The sequence below is a fragment of the Dactylosporangium roseum genome (genome assembly GCF_025264685.1).
GTDB classification, from domain to species: domain Bacteria; phylum Actinomycetota; class Actinomycetes; order Mycobacteriales; family Micromonosporaceae; genus Dactylosporangium; species Dactylosporangium roseum.
Genome location: NZ_CP073721.1, coordinates 4,261,357 through 4,276,810 on the forward strand (window position 1 = coordinate 4,261,357; position 15,454 = coordinate 4,276,810).

A 15,454-nucleotide genomic window follows, 5' to 3' on the forward strand; every position below is an offset into this window, starting at 1 on the left:
TGAAGGCCCGCAACCTTCGACCGACCGCCCCGTGCGGAGGCGCGTCGGAAGGGTCACGTGTCCAGATGGTCACCCGCCGCGCGCGCGGCGATCGCCGCCTGGACCCGGCTGCGCAGGTTGAGCTTGGCGAGGATCCGGCTGACGTGGGTCTTCGTGGTCGCCTCGGCGATGCCCAGCCGGTCGGCGATCTCCGCGTTGGACAGGCCGGCCCCGAGGCAGTCGAGCACCTCCCGCTCGCGCTCGGTCAGGGCCGCGAGGTCCGCGGGCGAGACGGTGTCCTGCGCCGCGGGTGCCGACCGGGCGAACGCGGCGAGGACCCGGCGGGTGACCGCCGGCGCCACGATGCCGTCGCCGCGCGCGACCGTCCGGACGGCCTCGACCAGGTCGGCGGCGTCGGCGTCCTTGAGCAGGAAGCCGGCGGCACCGGCGCGGAGGGCGCCGAAGAGGTACTCGTCGAGATCGAACGTGGTCAGCACGAGCACCCCGGTGACGCCGGCCGCGACCAGCCGCCGGGTGGCGGTGATGCCGTCGACCCGGGGCATCCGCAGGTCCATGACCACGACGTCGGGGCGCAGTTCGAGGGCCCGCTCGACCGCCTCGGCACCGTCGGCGGCCTCCGCGACGACCTCGACACCGGGCGCGGCGTGGAGGATGAGCACCAGCCCGGCGCGGACCGCGGCCTGGTCGTCCGCGACCAGCACCCGGATCGGTGCGACGATTCCGCTCATTCGCCCTCCGCTGCGCTCCGGCCGCCTGAGCTCCACACTGTGCTCATGATGAGCGGTCCCTCCGCTGCGCTCCGGACCGCTCATTCGCCCTCCGCTGCGCTTCGGACCGCTGCTGGCGCCGGGAGCAGGGGCAGGTGGGCGGAGACCAGCCACTGGTCGCCGGACGGGCCGGCCTCCAGGGAACCGCCCAGCAGCGCGGCCCGCTCCTGCATGCCGACCACGCCCGAGCCGGCCCCGTCCACCGGCGCCGGTGCGCGGGCCGGGGTGGAGGTGACGCGCAGGCCGACGGCGGACGGGGTGTATTCGAGGTCGAGCCCCACCCGGCCGCCGTCGCCGTGCTTCAGCGCGTTGGTGAGCGACTCCTGCAGGATCCGGTATGCCGCCCGGTCCACGCCGGCCGGCAGTTCGGCGGGCTCACCCCGTACTGTCAGATCCACCGCCAGACCGGCGCGCCGTGCCCTCGCCACCAGGTCGTCCAGGGCGGACAGGCCGGCCACGGACGGGTCGTCGGCCTGGGCCGGGTCGCGGAGATAGCCGATCATCTCGCGCATCTCTGCAAGGCCCCGCACGCTGTTCTCCCGGATCACGGTGAGCGCCTGCCGCGTGCCGTCGGCGCCGAGGTCGGTGCTCAGGGCCGCGGTCGCGTGGATCGCGACGGCGCTGAGGTGGTTGGCGATGGCGTCGTGCAGCTCCCGCGCCATGCGGGCGCGCTCCGCGGCGACCGCGTTGGCCCGGTCGGCCTCGGCGAGGCGGGCCAACTGCCGCGCCGCGGTGGCCTGGTCGCGGTGGTGCCGCACGTGGATGCCGGTGAGGACGGGCACGACCGTGACGAGCGCGAGGATCACCGCGAGGCTGAGGCTGCGCACGTGGGGGTCGAGCACGAGCGCGACCGCGCCGGTGACCACGCAGCCGACGACCGAGACGGCCAGCAGCACGCGGGTCAGGGCCGCGCGACCGTGCGTGCAGGCGTCGTAGAGGACCTGGGTGTAGACCAGCGGCGTGGCCAGCGACGGCCCGAGGACCACGTCGGCGGCGAGCGCGGCGGTGCCGACGAGCACCGAGGCCACGGGCGCGGTGCGGCGCAGCAGCAGCGCGCCGCTGCACACGGCGAGCGGCACCAGCAGGACCGCGTGCGGCAGCGCGCCGAACGCCGCGTGGTACTGCCCGATGGCGAACATCAGCAGGCCCGCGGCGAACGTGCCGCCGGCGAGGACGAGGTCGACGGCCCGGCCTTTCACGGCTCCGATTCCACCATCCGCGGGTTCGGAAGGGTATGCGACGAAGGATGTACGGCCGGTTTCGTCATCGCTGCCGAGGTTTGCCCGCGCCGGGGCATCGACGCTGGAACGCATGGTTGTCGGAGTCATCGTCGCGGGTGAGATCGCTTTCTGGGTGCTGCTGGCCGCCGGGCTTGTCGCACGATATCCCCTCAAGCTACGCAGGACGGGTGCGGTGCTGCTCGCGTCCACCCCGCTCGTCGACGTCGTGCTGCTCGCGGTCGGCACCGCCGACCTGCGCGCCGGCGGGACGGCCGGTCAGGCGCACGCGCTCGCCGCCGCGTACCTGGGCTTCTCGGTGGCCTTCGGGCACTCCGTGATCCGCTGGGCCGACGTGCGCTTCGCGCACCGCTTCGCGGGCGGGCCACCGCCGCACAAGGTGCCGAAGAAAGGCCCGGAGCGGGTGCGGCACGAGTGGCGCGAGTGGTTCAAGGTGCTGCTGGCCTGGGCGGTCGCGTGCGGGCTGCTGCAGACGGCGATCTGGTGGGTCGACGACCCGGCCCGCACCGCAGCCCTGCGCGGTATGGAGGGTTTCCTCAGCTTGGTACTGGTGGTGTGGCTTGTCGGTTGGCCCGTGTGGGTTTCTGTGGAGCACCTCTTGACGCCCCGCACAAATGGGCGTAAACAAAGCAAAACGAAACAGCGGTGAAGCACATCATGCACGCCGAAGAGCGGCAGCGGGAGATCCTCCGCATCGCCCGGGCGCAGGGCCGGGTCGAGATGGCCGGCCTGACCGACGAGCTCGCCGACCTCCTCGAGCACGACCTGGACGCGGACGATGCCTGAGCTGCGGGGGATCGGTGTCAGCCCGGGCAGCGCGGCGGGTCCGGTCCGCCGGCTGGCCCCGCCGCCGGCTCTCCCGCCGCGCCCGGCGGTGATCCGCGCGGCGGACGAGAAGGCGGCGTTCCGGGCCGCGGTCGCGTCCGTCGCCACCGACCTCACCCGGCGCGCCGACGCCGCCCGCGACGAGGCCGCGGCCGAAGTGCTGCGCGCCCAGGTGCTCATGGCCGAGGACGAGACCCTCGTCGGCGCGGTGCTCGAGCTCGTCGACGCCGGTGCCGCCGCGCCGCACGCCGTCACCGACGCCCTCGCCGTGCACCGCGCCGCGTTCGAGGCCGCCGGCGGCTACCTCGCCGAACGGGCCGGCGACCTCGACGACCTGCGGGACCGGATCGTCGCCGCCTGCCTGGGTCTGCCCATGCCGGGCGTGCCCGACCCCGGCCACCCGTTCGTGCTCGTCGCCCGCGACCTCGCGCCGGCCGACACCGCCGGCCTCGACCCCGCCACGGTCCTCGGCCTGGTCACCGCCGAGGGCGGCCCGACCAGCCACACGGCCATCCTGGCCCGCGCCCTCGGCATCCCGGCCGTGGTCCGCTGCGCGGGCATCCTCGACCTGCCCGACGGCACGCTGGTCAGCCTCGACGGCGCGGCCGGCGCCGTCGAGACCGGCATCAGCGCCGGCACCGCCGGCGGGGTCAACACGGCCGAGGTCGCCGCCCGGACGCGCCGCGCCGCCTCGACCGGCCCGGGCCGCACCGCCGACGGGCATCCCGTGGCGCTGCTGGCCAACATCGGGTCGGCGAAGGACCTCACCGGCGACGTCGAGGGCGTCGGGCTGTTCCGCACCGAGCTGCTGTACCTCGGCCGGACCGCGCCGCCGCCGCGCGCGGAGCAGGTGGCGGCCTACCGCTCCGTCTTCGCCGCCCTGCCCGGCCGCAGGGTCGTCGTCCGTACCCTCGACGCGGGCGCCGACAAGCCGCTACCGTTCCTGCGCCTGGCCGGCGAGCCCAACCCGGCCCTCGGCATCCGTGGCCTGCGGGCGGCACGACAGGCGCCCGACGTGTTGTCGACCCAGTTGTCCGCGATCGCGGAGGCGGCCGAGGGGACCTCGGCGGACGTGTGGGTGATGGCGCCGATGGTGGCCACGCCGGCGGAGGCGGCGGACTTCGCGGCGTCGTGCCGGTCCGCCGGCCTGCGCACGGCGGGCGTGATGATCGAGGTCCCCGCGGCGGCGCTGCGGGCCGGCGCCGTCCTGCGGGGCGTGGACTTCCTGAGCGTCGGGACCAACGACCTGAGCCAGTACACGTTCGCGGCCGACCGCACGTGCGGCGACCTCGCCGAGCTGCTCGACCCCTGGCAGCCGGCACTGATCTCCCTGATCGCGGCATGCGCCACCGCGGGCGCCGGGGCGGGCAAGCCGGTCGGCGTCTGCGGAGAGTCCGCGGCGGATCCCCACTTCGCGTTGGTACTGGCTGGGCTCGGCATCGCAAGCCTCTCGATGGCACCGAGGAGCATTCCCGCGGTGCGCCAGTCACTAGCGGCGCACACGCTGGACGAGTGCCGCCGGATGGCGGAGGCGGCACTGGCGGCGGACACTGCGAAGGCGGCAAGGGCGGCGGCCCGCCGGGCCTGACCCGGACGCCCATGATCGTGGAGTCGCCCGGGCCGGAACGCGCCGTCCCGGGCCCGGCGCCGACCAACGAGCGGCCAGGTGCCACCCGCACGACCGTGCGTCACCGTCCAGTAGCGCAACACCGGGGTTGGCGGCCGACCGCCCTCGACCCGCAGGTCGGTCATCCCGGGAACGTGTGCTCAGGCGGACCGCAGGGCCGCGGACACCACGCCGCGGGCCTCCTCCTGGATGCGCGCCAAGTGCTCCGGGCCCTGGAACGACTCGGCGTAGACCTTGTAGACGTCCTCCGTGCCCGACGGACGGGCGGCGAACCAGCCCGACGCCGTCACCACCTTGAGGCCGCCGATCGCGGCGCCGTTGCCCGGCGCGGCGGTGAGCTTCGCGGTGATCGGCTCGCCGGCCAGCTCGGTCGCCGTGACCTGCTCCGGGGAGAGCCTGCCGAGCACGACCTTCTCCTCGCGGGTCGACGCCACGTCGACCCGGGCGTAGGCGGGCGCGCCGTGCCGGGCGACCAGGTCGCCGTAGTGCTCGCTGGGGGAGCGGCCGGTCGTGGCGACGATCTCGGAGGCGAGCAGGCACAGCAGGATGCCGTCCTTGTCGGTGGTCCACACCGAGCCGTCGCGGCGCAGGAACGACGCCCCCGCGCTCTCCTCGCCGCCGAACCCGACCGACCCGTCGAGCAGGCCGGGCACGAACCACTTGAACCCGACCGGCACCTCGATCAGGGTGCGGCCGAGGTCCTCGGCGACCCGGTCGATCATCGACGAGGAGACGAGCGTCTTGCCGATCGCGGTGCCGGCCGGCCAGCCGTCCCGCTGGCGGTACAGGTAGTCGATGGCGACGGCGAGGAAGTGGTTCGGGTTCATCAGCCCGGCGTCGGGCGTGACGATGCCGTGCCGGTCGGCGTCGGCGTCGTTGCCGGTGGCGACCTGGTAGTCGGCGCGCTTGCCGATGAGCGAGGCCATCGCGTAGGGCGAGGAGCAGTCCATCCGGATCCGGCCGTCCCAGTCCAGCGTCATGAACCCGAACGTCGGGTCGACCACCGGGTTGACCACGGTGAGGTCCAGCTTGTGCCGGTCGGCGATCTCCGCCCAGTACGCCACGCTCGCCCCGCCGAGCGGGTCGGCGCCGATGCGCACCCCGGCGGCCCGGATCGCCTCGATGTCGATCACGGATGGCAGGTCGTCGACGTAGGCGCCGACGAAGTCGAACCGCTCGGTGGTGCCGGCGGCGAGCGCCCGCGCGTACGGGATCCGGCGCACCCCGCGCAGACCGTCGGCCAGCAGCGCGTTGGCGCGGTCCTGGATCCACTTCGTCGCGTCGGTGTCGGCGGGGCCGCCGTGCGGCGGGTTGTACTTGAAGCCGCCGTCCGCCGGCGGGTTGTGCGACGGGGTCACCACCACCCCGTCGGCGCCCCGGTGCCGGTTGGTGAGGATCGCGTGGGACAGGGCGGGCGTGGGCGTGTATCCGTCGCGGCTGTCGATCAGCACGGTCACCCCGTTGGCGGCGAACACCTCCAGCGCGCTGACGGTCGCGGGCTCCGACAGCGCATGGGTGTCCTTGCTGACGAAGAGGGGGCCACGGTACCCCTGGTGCTCGCGGTACTCACAGATCGCCTGGCTGACGGCGACGATATGGTCCTCGTTGAACGAGCGGCGCAGGCTCGACCCGCGGTGGCCCGAGGTGCCGAACGCGACCTGCTGGGCCGGGTCGGCCGGATCCGGGTGCTCGGCGTAGTAGCTGGTGATGAGGTGTGGTACGTCGACGAGGTCGGCGCGCTGCGCCGGTTGCCCCGCGCGGGGATGGACGGACATACCGCCTACGTTGCCATGCCCGTCCCGGCGCTGCGACAGGACGGGGGCATCAGGCGGGGGTATCACCGGAACAACTCGCCGCAGCGCTCGGCACGAGCGTGCCGCCGGTCGGCCCGGGTGGTCGCCACGGCCCGAACTTTGCGACGATCCACGGTATGACGTCGTGGACCGCGCCACCGCCCCCGCCCTTCGGCGGGTCGCTCGTCGCCGACGAGCGCACCCTGCTCGAGGGCTTTCTCGACTGGCAGCGCGCCGTGCTCGCCGGCAAGTGCACCGGCCTGACCGGCGAGGAACTGGCCCGGCGCTCGACACCGCCGTCGACGCTCTCGCTGCTGGGCCTGGTCCGGCACGTGACCGACGTTGAGCGCGAGTGGTTCCACCGCCGGTTCCGCGGCGAGCCGGTGCCGTACCTCTACCGCCGCGACGACGCGAAGGACGCCGCGTTTGACGAGGCCGACCCGGCGGCCGCCGAGCAGGACTACGACCGGCTGATCGCCGAGTGGCGGTCCGCACGCGCGGCGGTGACGTCGGCGGCGCTCGACGACGCCTTCGAGGACCCGCAGCGCGGCCCGATGTCACTGCGCGCGGTGTACCTGCACCTCATCCAGGAGTACGCCCGGCACAACGGCCACGCCGACCTGCTGCGTCAGCGGATCGACGGCGAGACCGGCTGAGGGTGCCGCCCGGTCACGCCGGCTCGGGCTGTGCGTGCCGCCCGGTGGAGGCCGCCTCGGGCCGTGCGTGCCGCCCGGCCGGCGCCGGCTCGGGCTGCGCGTGCCGCCCGGTGGACCTCGGCGGCGGTGGTGCGTGCCGGGCGGCCGGGATGGAGCCGGGTGGAGCGTGCCATGGAGCCGGGATCGGCTCCGGTGGGGCGTGCCGTGGGGCCGGGATCCGATCCGGGACCGCGTACCGCGGGACGGGCGGCGAGGGCCGGGCGCTCGGCCCGGGCGGCAGGGCGTGGGTGGGGCTGAACACCGCGCGGCCGGCCCGGTGCCGCCCGTGCGTGCCGGTGCCGGTACGCCGCAACAGTCGCAGCCCGGGCAGTTCGACGCCGTGGTAGACGACCATCGCGGCGATCACGCTCAGCGAGAACACCGCCAGCGTGGCGAGCAGCGCCTCGAACGGGTCCGCCGAGCGCGGCATCAGGCCGTACCGCTCGAACGCCACGAACACCAGGTAGTGCACCAGGTAGAAGGCGAAGGACAGCTTCCCGAGGTACACCATCAGCGACCGCGACCACAGGGTGCGTCTCCCCTCCAGGTCGGCCCGCGCGGCGGCGGCCACGACGAGGGTGACCGGCACGAGCGTCAGGGCCTGCTGGTTGACCGGGAACGGGACGAACAGGGCCGCCGCGGCGGCCGGCGGCACCAGCGCGAGCGACAGCCGCAGGCCCGGGCCGCGCCAGGCACCGGAGCGCACGAGCAGCGCCGCCGCGACGCCGAGGGTGAATTCGGCCATGCGTACGGGCGGCAGGAGGTATCCGACGTAGAGCGCGGTCGCGTGGTCGAACGGCACGAGGTTCACCGACACGGCGATCACGATCTCGATCATCATGACCGTGACCGCCCAGAGCCCGGGCGTGCGCAACCGGCGCAGCGCCGCGAACAGCGCGGGGAAGCACAGGTAGAAGAACGCCTCGCAGGCCATCGACCAGCCGACCGGGTTGAGCGCGCCGTAGACGTCGTGGCGGGGCACCCAGCTCTGGGTGAACGTCAGGTGGGTGGCTAGCTGCAGCGGCCCGGCGCCGCCGACGAGCACGACCGCGGCCAGGGTGGTCACCAGCGTCGCCGGATAGATCTTCGTCCAGCGGTGCCACCAGAAGCGGATCGTGTGCTCGCCCGGCCGGGTGGACCAGGCCAGGACGAAGCCGGACAGGACGAAGAAGAACGACACTCCGAGGCCGCCGGCGTTCGCCAGCATCGCCCACACGACCGACCTGACCGGTGGGGCCGCGTCGAGGTGCGGGTCGATGAGCCGTTCCAGCAGATGCTGGCCGAAGACGGTCAAGGCGGCCGCCCACCGCAGCCCAGTGAGCGACGGCAGGCGGTTGTTGCGATCCACCCTCGTTGTGTAACGGACCTCGGCAGGCGTTGCATGCCGGGACCGGCGTATTTCACCTCGGTGTGACCGGGGGCGGGCCGTCGGGCCGGTCCCCGGTCACGCGTGTCTCACCTCTGGGCCGGTGTCTCGCGGAGCTGGCGATGCTGCATCGACTTGCCGAGGCCGGGCAGCCGCATGGTGATCAGCCCCAGGGCCGCCGTGATCGCGCCGACCACGATGTTGCTCGCGAGCGTGCCGCCAGTGACACTGCCGCCCGAGACAGCCCACGGTGAAACGATCGCCCAGAGGCCCAGGACCACCGGCACCCACGCCAGGCCGTGCGTGCGGCCGTAGGCAGCGGCGAAACCGATGGCCAGCAGGCTCACGGCGATACCGCAGATCAGGTTGTTGACGGCCAGGTTCCGTTGGGTGGCCGCGAAGCCCACCACCCACGGGGAGATGGCCAGCCAGACCCCGGCAAGCATCAGCGCGCCGTCGGCCATGTACGCGGTCGGCGTTTCGGCCGCCCGGTCGTAGCGGGCGCGCAGCTCGGCGATATCCGGGTGCGCTTCGAGGTCTGAGATGGGCCGAACCATGACGACCCCCTTTCGTTGCGGATCACCGAGGTCTAACCCGTTTTGCGGAGAACTAACCCATGGCTTTTCCGGCGGGCACGGCGGCGGCGCCGCGCCCGCGAGCCACGGTCGGCATCACCTCCCGGGGTGCGACCCGCACCGCCCACCTCAAGCGTCGATCTTGCAGTTGTGGTGCCGAGACGCTCCCCGAATGCCCGGTTTGTCAGGCACCACAACTGCAAGATCGACGCGGGAGGGGGCGGCCGTTCAGGCGACCGCGCGGTCGGCCGTGAGCTGCATCTGGTCGAGCGCGGGCGGGCGCTTGAAGGCGCGCTGGAGCTGCACCACGATCGACCACGTCACCTCGCTGACCGGGCGGGCGCCGTTGACCTGGATGAGCAGCTCCCGCTGCGCGTAGTAGTCCAGCAGGGGGCGGGTCTTCTGCTCGTACACGTTGATGCGGTGGCGGATGACGTCCTCGGTGTCGTCGGCCCCGCGGGCCCGGGCGAGCATCCGGCGGATGAGCTCGTCCTCGGGCACGTCGAGATGGATCGCGATCTGGACGCCGACGCCGAGGCTGCCGGCTGTGCGGTACGCCGCCTCGGCCTGCTCGACCGTGCGCGGGAAGCCGTCGAGGACGTAACCGCCGGCCTCGCTGGCGGCCATGACCGGCTTGCGCAGCATGTCCATGATGATCGCGTCGGGGACCAGCTCACCCTTGTTGACGTAGCCCTCGACGGTCCGGCCGGTCGTGGTGCCCTCGGTGATGTGGCGGCGCAGCAGGTCACCGCTGGCGATGTGGGCGATGCCGAACTGTTCGGCGATGAGGCCGGCCTGGGTGCCTTTGCCCGCACCGGGAGCGCCGATCATGAGGATTCGCTTCGCTCGCGGCTTTGCCGACTGCATCGTCATATGCACACCCTTCGTACACCCCCACCGGCCACCCGCCGACGGTTCAGCATCGCATCTGAATGCTTCACGGGGCTTGCACACCGCCTGTGAGTTTCCGCATTCCCGGCCGTGGATCCGCGGGAATGCGGATCACACGACGCGGGAACCTCGGTCAGCGGGTGCCGAGCAGGTCGACGACGAAGACGAGCGTCTCACCCGGCTTGATCAGACCGCCGCCGGCGCCGCGGTCGCCGTAGCCCAGGTGCGGCGGGATGACCAGCTTGCGCCGGCCGCCGACCTTCATGCCGGCCACGCCCCGGTCCCAGCCGGTGATGACCTGGCCCGCGCCGAGCGGGAAGTCGAACGTGCCGCCCCGGTTCCACGACGCGTCGAACTCGCGGCCGGTGGACAACGACACCCCGACGTAGTGGACGCTGACCTGCTGGCCGGGCGTCGCCTCCGGGCCGTCACCGACGGTGATGTCCTCGATGACCAGGTCGGCGGGCGGCGGTCCCTCGGGCAGGGTGACTTCGGGCTTGCTGAGCGCCATGCGCATGTCTCCTCGGCGGATTCGGTGCGATTCGGTGCGATCGGTCACCGACCATCCTGCCTCATGCCGCACCACGCTCCGCGCATGCACCCGGGTCTGTGCGGCCTTCCGGCTGGTCGGGGTCCGGCCGGGCACCCACGCGGCGGTGCCCGGCCGGACCTCGGCGCGGCCCGCGGGAAACCGCCCGACCGGGCATGTCGAGAACCGCGCGCCGGCTCCGACCGGTGGGCATGAAGAGGAACACCGCCGCCTGGATCGGCCTGGCCGTGCTGGCCCTGCCCACCCTGCTCGTCTCGATCGACGTGTTCGTCCTGCTGCTCGCGCTGCCGACGCTCAGCGCCGACCTCCACGCGAGCAGCACCGAGCAGTTGTGGATCCTCGACGTGTACGGGTTCCTGCTGTCCGGCTTCATGATCACGATGGGCACGCTCGGCGACCGGATCGGCCGGCGCCGGCTGCTGCTCATCGGTGCCACCGCGTTCGGGCTGGCGTCGGTCGCCGCCGCCTACAGCACGAGCCCGGAGACGCTCATCGCCGCCCGCGCCGTCCTCGGCGTCGCCGGCGCGACCCTCGCCCCGTCGACGCTCGCGCTGATCAGCAGCATGTTCCCCGACCCGCGCCGGCGGGCGCTCGCGATCGGGGTGTGGATGACCTGCTTCATGGGCGGCGCCATCATCGGCCCGCTGGCCGGCGGTGCGCTGCTCGCCCACTTCTGGTGGGGCTCCGCGTTCCTGCTCGGCGTGCCCGCCATGGTGCTGCTGCTCGTCCTCGGGCCGATCCTGCTGCCCGAGCACCGCGATCCCGATGCCGGCCGGCTCGACCTGCCCAGCGTCGCGCTGTCGCTGGCCGCGATCCTGCCCGCCGTCTACGGCCTCAAGGAGCTCGCCCGCTCCGGCTGGCATGCCCCCGCCGCCGTCGCGCTGCTCGCCGGCCTGGCGGTCGGCGCCGTGTTCGTCCGCCGCCAGCGGACCCTCGCCGACCCGCTGCTGGACCTGCGACTGTTCGGTGACCGCGCGTTCGGCACCGCCCTCGGCGGCATGTTCACCGGCACGATGCTCACCGGTGCGATGATGGTCTTCATCACGTCCCATCTGCAGCTCGTCAAGGGCCTGTCGCCGGCCGCGGCCGGGCTGTGGATGATGCCCGCCGTCGTGGCGACGGGGCTGAGCTTCCAGTTGTCGCCGCTCGTCGCGCGCAGGATCCGCCGGGGGTACCTCATCGGCGGCGGCCTGCTGGTGTCGGTCCTCGGCCTGCTGCTGGTGACCCAGGTCCCCACCGGCGGCGGCCCGCTGCCGGTCGTGGCGGCGTTCGTGATCATCAACCTGGGCATGGGCCCGCTGGTGACCCTGGCGACGGACATCATCGTAGGCTCCGCGCCGGTGGCGAAGGCCGGCGCGGCGGCGTCGCTGAACGAGACGAGCGGCGAGTTCGGTTTCGCGCTCGGCATCGCCGCCCTGGGCAGCCTGGGTACCGCGGTCTACCGTGGGGTCGTCGACCTGCCCGCGGGCCTGCCCGCCCGGGCCGAGGCCGACGCGCGGGACACGGTCACCGGCGCCACGGCGGCGGCCGCGAGCCTGCCGGACGATGCCGCCGCGGCGGTACTGTCGGCGGCGCGGGACGCCTCCACCACGGGCATGCACGTGGTGGCCGCGGTGAGCGCGGTGCTGCTGCTGGCGCTGGCCCTGCTGACGCTGCGCATGCTGCGCCACCTGCCCCCGCTCGGCCCGGCCCGGTCCGCGGAGTCCGCCGCCGGCCCGGCCGATTCCGCGGAGTCCGCCGCCGGCCCGGCCCGTTCGGCGGAGTTCGCCGCCGGCTTGGCCCCCGGCGTCAGGTCCGTCGTCCGTGTCGGCCGTCTCCAGGGGAGCTGAACCCGCCGTTCGATCGAAGTCGTGATCTTGCCGACATGATCATGGGAAACATATGGCTGCCCCGACAGCCGCATCTTTCCCATGATCATGCAAGACCGGGAAGTTAAGTCGTGAGGGTTGCTGTCAAGGGTGTGTGGTTGCGGTGTGGTGGGGTGATAAGGCAACGGGACTCCGGTAGAACAGGCAGTCGATCAAGATCAGCCTGTGGGGGGAGTCCCGTTGTCGGAGGAGTCTGTCATTGCCGGGGTCGGGTCGGTGCCGGTGGGGGTGTTCGCGGCGGGGCATCTGGGTGAGTTGACCCGGGCTGTGCCGGTGGAGTTGGTGGATGCGGTGTTGGCCGAGACGGGGCGGGTGCAGCGGCGGGTGCGGCGGTTGCCGTCGCGGGTGGTGGTGTATTGGCTGTTGGGGTTGGGGTTGTTCGGCTCGTTGTCGTATCGGCGGGTGTGGGGAGCGTTGGTCGGTGGGTTGGGTGTGGTGGCCGGGTTGGGGGTGTGTCCGTCGTCGTCGGGGTTGGCGCAGGCGCGGCGGCGGGTGGGGGTGCCGCCGCTGCGGCGGTTGTTCCAGACTCTGGCCGGGCCGGTGGCGGGTCGCGACACGGTCGGGGCGTGGTGGCGGGGGCTGCGTACGGTGGCGATCGACGGGTCCACGGTGAATGTGCCGGATTCGCCGGCGAATCGGGCGGTGTACGGCAAGCGGATGGCCCGTGCCGGTGAGCCGGGGTATCCGCTGGTGCGGGTGGTGGCGTTGGTGGAGACCGGGACTCGGGCGGTGTTCGGTGCGGTGTTCGGTACCGGCGTGGGTGGTGAGAGTGGTGAGACCAGTTATGCCGTGGGGTTGCTGGGTCTGCTGCGGCCGGGAATGCTGCTGCTGGCCGACCGTGGCTATGACACCAACATGTTCATGACGAAGGTCACCGCCGCTGGGGCGGGGTTGTTGCTGCGGGTCAAGTCCAGTCGCAAGCTGCCGGTGCTGGACCGTCTTGGTGACGGTTCCTACGCCAGTGTGGTGGCTGGGGTGCGGGTTCGGGTGGTCGAGGCGGTCGTCACGCTGTCCTGTGCGGATGGTTCGACCCGTACCGGTGTCTGGCGGCTGGTCACTACCCTCACCGACGAGCGCCGCTATCCGGCCGGGGCGCTGATCGAGCTCTACCACGAGCGGTGGGAGGTCGAGTCGACCTTCCTGGCGATCAAGCACACCCTGCTGGCTGGGCGGGTGCTGCGTTCGACCACTCCGGACGGCGTCGATCAGGAACTCTACGCACTGCTGACCGTCTATCAGGCGCTGCGGCAGACGATGACCTGGGCCACGGACACCACCGGGGCCGACCCGGACCGGGCCAGCTTCACCATCGCCGTGCAGACCGCCCGCGATCTGACCATCCGCGCTGTCGGGGTGATCACTATCGCGGTCGACCTGGTCGGTGCGATCGGTCGTGCTGTGCTGGCTGACCTGCTACCGGCCCGACGCGCCCGGATCAGCCCACGTGTGGTGAAACGGCCGATCTCCCGTTACGCCTACAAGAACCTGAAAACCCCGAAGATCATCCACCGGATCACCGACATCGCCATCGCTATCGGCACATCAACCAGCCCATTGACAACAGCCCCAGCGGCTTAACTTCCCGGTCTTGCATGATCATGGGGTCGAGTGGCGTGGCCGCATGGGTCGAGCGGCGTGGCGGCGGATCGGGCCGGACCGCGCCGGCCGGCGGGGTTCCGATCGGCGAGGGACAGGGTGAGTTGCTCCGCGTGGCGGCGCGCACCGCGGAGGGTGCTTCCGCTCCGGCTCTTCCGCGCAGCCGGCGACTCTGCGCAGTCGGGGACTCCGCGTGGCTGCGGGCTTTGCGTGGCCGCGCGCACCGCGGGGGCGCGCTAGGTTCGATGCGTGACTCAGACGCCAGACCAGCCACTGGACCTGCCGCGCACGGCGGGAGAGCTCCGGGCCACCGGCCACCGGTTCCGCACCGTCAAGGAGGAGCTGCGCGAGAATCTCCTCGCCCGGCTGCGCTCCGGCGAGCCGCGCTTCCCCGGCATCGTCGGCTACGAAGACACCGTCCTTCCCGAGCTCGAACGGGCCATCCTCGCCGGGCACGACGTCGTGCTGCTGGGCGAGCGGGGCCAGGGCAAGACCCGCGTCATCCGCGGCCTGGTCGGCCTGCTCGACGAGTGGACCCCGATCATCGCCGGGTCCGAGCTCAACGAGCATCCTTTCGCGCCGATCACCCCGGCGTCCAGGCGCCTGGCGGCCGAGGCCGGCGACGCCCTGCCGGTCGACTGGCTGCACCGGTCGTCGCGGTACGGCGAGAAGCTCGCCACCCCCGACACCAGCGTCGGCGACCTCATCGGCGACGTCGACCCGATCCGCGTCGCGCAGGGGCGCACGCTCGGCGACCCGGAGACGATCCACTTCGGCCTGGTCCCGCGGACCAACCGCGGCATCTTCGCCGTCAACGAGCTGCCCGACCTCGCCGAGCGCATCCAGGTGTCGCTGCTCAACGTGCTGGAGGAGCGGGACATCCAGGTGCGTGGCTACCAGCTACGCCTGCCGCTCGACCTGCTGCTCGTGGCCAGCGCCAACCCCGAGGACTATACCAACCGCGGGCGGATCATCACCCCGCTCAAGGACCGGTTCGGCGCCGAGATCCGCACCCACTACCCCCTCGACCTCGAGCTGGAGACCGACCTGGTCCGGCAGGAGGCGCGACTCGTCGCGCAGGTCCCCGACCACGTCCTCGAGGTGCTCGCCCGGTTCACCCGGGCGGTCCGCGAGTCGCCGTCCGTCGACGCCCGCTCCGGGGTGTCGGCCCGGTTCGCCATCGCCGCCGCCGAGACCGTCGCCGCGTCCGCGTTGCGCCGGGCCGGGCTGCTCGACGAGGAACTGCCGGTCGCGCGCATCGGTGACACGGTGTCGGTGACCAGCACCCTGCGCGGCAAGGTCGAGTTCGACAGCGGTGAGGAGGGGCGGGAGATCGAGATCCTCGCGCACCTGCTGCGCACCGCGACCGCCGACACGTTCCGCAGCCGGCTCGCCGGCCTGGACCTGTCCGGCTTCACCGATCTCGTCGCCGAGGGGCAGGTCATCGAGACCGGTGAACTGTCCGGCGCCGACGACATCCTCCGCCAGGTCGGCACGGTGCCCGGCCTGGCGAAGGTGCTGGAGCGGCTCGGGCTGGGCGACGCGCCCGGTCGCGGCGAGGCCGCGGCCGGCATCGAGTTCGCGCTCGAAGGGCTGCACCTGACCCGCCGGCTCAGCAAGGATCTCACCGACGACGGCCGCACCGTGTACGGAGGCTGAAACC

The 15,454-nt window shown here is 72.8% G+C and carries 14 protein-coding genes; 7 read left to right on the plus strand and 7 right to left on the minus strand.

The genetic code is table 11. The features are described 5' to 3' along the window. Positions 1-53 precede the first annotated feature (53 nt). Complete coding sequence (locus Drose_RS19975) at positions 54-728, minus strand: response regulator (protein WP_260722810.1); 675 nt, start codon at positions 726-728, stop codon at positions 54-56. 80 nt (positions 729-808) lie between these two features. Next, positions 809-1,966 (minus strand): sensor histidine kinase, encoded by a 1,158-nt coding sequence (locus Drose_RS19980; RefSeq protein ID WP_260722811.1) that lies wholly within the window; start codon positions 1,964-1,966, stop codon positions 809-811. Positions 1,967-2,078: 112 nt separating this feature from the next. Between Drose_RS19980 and Drose_RS19985 the strand changes: the two genes are divergently transcribed. Genes Drose_RS19985 through ptsP form a run of 3 tightly spaced genes read left to right on the plus strand, consistent with a single transcriptional unit; the run spans position 2,079 to position 4,418 of the window. Continuing rightward, a complete protein-coding gene (locus Drose_RS19985) occupies positions 2,079-2,654 on the plus strand; it encodes a hypothetical protein (RefSeq protein ID WP_260722812.1) in 576 nt (191 codons plus the stop codon). Beyond that, positions 2,651-2,791, plus strand: a complete 141-nt coding sequence (locus Drose_RS19990) for a hypothetical protein (RefSeq protein WP_260722813.1) — start codon at positions 2,651-2,653, stop codon at positions 2,789-2,791. Before Drose_RS19985 ends, Drose_RS19990 begins: the two co-directional genes overlap by 4 nt. Continuing rightward, complete coding sequence (gene ptsP / locus Drose_RS19995; RefSeq protein WP_260722814.1) at positions 2,784-4,418, plus strand: phosphoenolpyruvate--protein phosphotransferase; 1,635 nt, start codon at positions 2,784-2,786, stop codon at positions 4,416-4,418. The genes Drose_RS19990 and ptsP overlap by 8 nt, the downstream gene beginning before the upstream one ends. A 179-nt stretch (positions 4,419-4,597) precedes the next feature. Here the strand turns inward: ptsP and pgm are convergent, their stop codons facing one another. Next, a complete protein-coding gene (pgm, locus tag Drose_RS20000) occupies positions 4,598-6,232 on the minus strand; it encodes a phosphoglucomutase (alpha-D-glucose-1,6-bisphosphate-dependent) (protein ID WP_260722815.1) in 1,635 nt (544 codons plus the stop codon). Positions 6,233-6,387: 155 nt separating this feature from the next. Between pgm and Drose_RS20005 the strand changes: the two genes are divergently transcribed. Then, positions 6,388-6,906, plus strand: coding sequence for a DinB family protein (locus Drose_RS20005; RefSeq protein ID WP_260722816.1), 519 nt, complete (start codon positions 6,388-6,390; stop codon positions 6,904-6,906). A gap of 13 nt (positions 6,907-6,919) precedes the next feature. Here the strand turns inward: Drose_RS20005 and Drose_RS20010 are convergent, their stop codons facing one another. From Drose_RS20010 to Drose_RS20025, 4 genes are all read right to left on the minus strand, one after another. Then, positions 6,920-8,293 carry an acyltransferase family protein gene (locus tag Drose_RS20010; RefSeq protein ID WP_260722817.1) on the minus strand — a complete coding sequence of 458 codons (1,374 nt, stop codon included), beginning with the start codon at positions 8,291-8,293 and terminating at the stop codon, positions 6,920-6,922. A 107-nt stretch (positions 8,294-8,400) separates the two neighbouring features. Next, positions 8,401-8,868, minus strand: coding sequence for an SPW repeat protein (locus Drose_RS20015; RefSeq protein ID WP_260722818.1), 468 nt, complete (start codon positions 8,866-8,868; stop codon positions 8,401-8,403). Positions 8,869-9,114: 246 nt separating this feature from the next. Next, positions 9,115-9,759 carry an adenylate kinase gene (locus Drose_RS20020; protein ID WP_260722819.1) on the minus strand — a complete coding sequence of 215 codons (645 nt, stop codon included), beginning with the start codon at positions 9,757-9,759 and terminating at the stop codon, positions 9,115-9,117. Positions 9,760-9,910: 151 nt separating this feature from the next. Next, entirely contained in the window at positions 9,911-10,294 is a 384-nt protein-coding gene (locus Drose_RS20025; protein WP_260729759.1) for an FKBP-type peptidyl-prolyl cis-trans isomerase, read from the minus strand. A 224-nt stretch (positions 10,295-10,518) separates the two neighbouring features. On the opposite strand from Drose_RS20025, the gene Drose_RS20030 reads away from it, so the two are divergent. The 3 genes from Drose_RS20030 to Drose_RS20040 all read left to right on the plus strand — a co-directional run bounded on the left by Drose_RS20030 (position 10,519) and on the right by Drose_RS20040 (position 15,450). Further along, positions 10,519-12,156 carry an MFS transporter gene (locus tag Drose_RS20030; RefSeq protein ID WP_260722820.1) on the plus strand — a complete coding sequence of 546 codons (1,638 nt, stop codon included), beginning with the start codon at positions 10,519-10,521 and terminating at the stop codon, positions 12,154-12,156. Positions 12,157-12,375: 219 nt separating this feature from the next. Further along, positions 12,376-13,773, plus strand: a complete 1,398-nt coding sequence (locus tag Drose_RS20035) for an IS4 family transposase (RefSeq protein WP_260722692.1) — start codon at positions 12,376-12,378, stop codon at positions 13,771-13,773. 267 nt (positions 13,774-14,040) lie between these two features. Beyond that, complete coding sequence (locus Drose_RS20040) at positions 14,041-15,450, plus strand: sigma 54-interacting transcriptional regulator (RefSeq protein WP_260722821.1); 1,410 nt, start codon at positions 14,041-14,043, stop codon at positions 15,448-15,450. The last annotated feature ends 4 nt before the right edge of the window (positions 15,451-15,454 follow it).

Bases quoted from the DNA above. Each gene is read 5' to 3' on its own strand.
- Drose_RS20020 (WP_260722819.1), bottom strand. From the start codon at position 9,759: ATGACGATGCAGTCGGCAAAGCCGCGAGCGAAGCGAATCCTCATGATC.
- Drose_RS20015 (WP_260722818.1), bottom strand. From the start codon at position 8,868: ATGGTTCGGCCCATCTCAGACCTCGAAGCGCACCCGGATATCGCCGAG.
- Drose_RS20005 (WP_260722816.1), top strand. From the start codon at position 6,388: ATGACGTCGTGGACCGCGCCACCGCCCCCGCCCTTCGGCGGGTCGCTC.
- Drose_RS20025 (WP_260729759.1), bottom strand. From the start codon at position 10,294: ATGCGCATGGCGCTCAGCAAGCCCGAAGTCACCCTGCCCGAGGGACCG.
- pgm (WP_260722815.1), bottom strand. From the start codon at position 6,232: ATGTCCGTCCATCCCCGCGCGGGGCAACCGGCGCAGCGCGCCGACCTC.
- Drose_RS19975 (WP_260722810.1), bottom strand. From the start codon at position 728: ATGAGCGGAATCGTCGCACCGATCCGGGTGCTGGTCGCGGACGACCAG.
- ptsP (WP_260722814.1), top strand. From the start codon at position 2,784: ATGCCTGAGCTGCGGGGGATCGGTGTCAGCCCGGGCAGCGCGGCGGGT.
- Drose_RS20030 (WP_260722820.1), top strand. From the start codon at position 10,519: ATGAAGAGGAACACCGCCGCCTGGATCGGCCTGGCCGTGCTGGCCCTG.
- Drose_RS19985 (WP_260722812.1), top strand. From the start codon at position 2,079: ATGGTTGTCGGAGTCATCGTCGCGGGTGAGATCGCTTTCTGGGTGCTG.